This window comes from Methylobacterium sp. WL18 (genome assembly GCF_008040015.1).
In the GTDB taxonomy this organism is placed as follows: Bacteria; Pseudomonadota; Alphaproteobacteria; order Rhizobiales; family Beijerinckiaceae; genus Methylobacterium; species Methylobacterium mesophilicum.
Genome location: NZ_VRVD01001122.1, coordinates 1 through 814, shown reverse-complemented (window position 1 = coordinate 814; position 814 = coordinate 1). Strand labels below are relative to the sequence as shown.

Sequence of the window (814 nt, the reverse complement as noted above, 5' to 3'; positions counted from 1 at the left end):
GCGCGCGGCCGGGCCATCGTGGCGGCCGTGAAGCGCCTGCGCTGCGACGACGCCGAGGCGGACGAGTGGACCCTGCGACGGCGCTACCGGGGCGACCCCGCCGTCCTGAAGGCCCTCGACCGGGCGCGCGATGCGGACAGCTGAGCGGGGGCCCGACGCCGGCGATCCGGTCCGCCGACGCGTCCTGCGGCTGCTGCACGTTCCGCTCCTCGGATTGCTGCTGTCGCTCGGCCTCGCCCCGGTCTTCCTGCTGTTTCCCCTCCTGCCCGCCGAACCCGGAACCGATCCGACCTTGCGGCCCGTCGAACTCTGGCTCGGCACGGCCCTCGTCGGCGGCCTCGTCGGCACCGTGGAGGGCGCGGCGCGGCCCCTCTACCGGGCGGCCGGCCTCGTCCTCGCCGTCGGCCTGCTCTCGATCCCGGTCCTGCGCGTCTTCCTCTGGACCGACCTTCCGGTCCCGCACGGGCTCGCGCGCTGGCTCGGCCTCGATGGGGAAGCCGCCCTCGACGCCCACCTGTACGAGATCTGGCTCGCGGCGTGGTTTTCGGCCTGGGTTTTGGCTTGGGTTTTGGCTTGGCTCGGCCTCGTGCTCCTGGGCCGGCACTTCCCGGCGCGACGCGCTCGCATCGACCGTGCGGCCGTTCGAGGATTCTGGTCGGGGATTCTCGGCGATGATCGTCCCGCCATGATTGCCCCTCGGTCCGACGGGACGCGAAGGGCGGCCCTCATCGTCGGCGGCTGCGGTGTCGTCGTGTTCGGCTGGGCCCTCGTCGCCTACGCGCCGGCCCCGGGGATCGCCGCGGCCGTCGTCGCG

Annotated in this window: 1 protein-coding gene; it reads left to right on the top strand. The window is 74.1% G+C overall.

All coding sequences use genetic code 11. From position 1 onward, the window contains the following. Positions 1–130: 130 nt before the first annotated feature. Positions 131–814, top strand: a 684-nt coding sequence (locus FV228_RS31280; RefSeq protein ID WP_246694109.1) for a hypothetical protein, incomplete at its 3' end; no start/stop codon positions are given.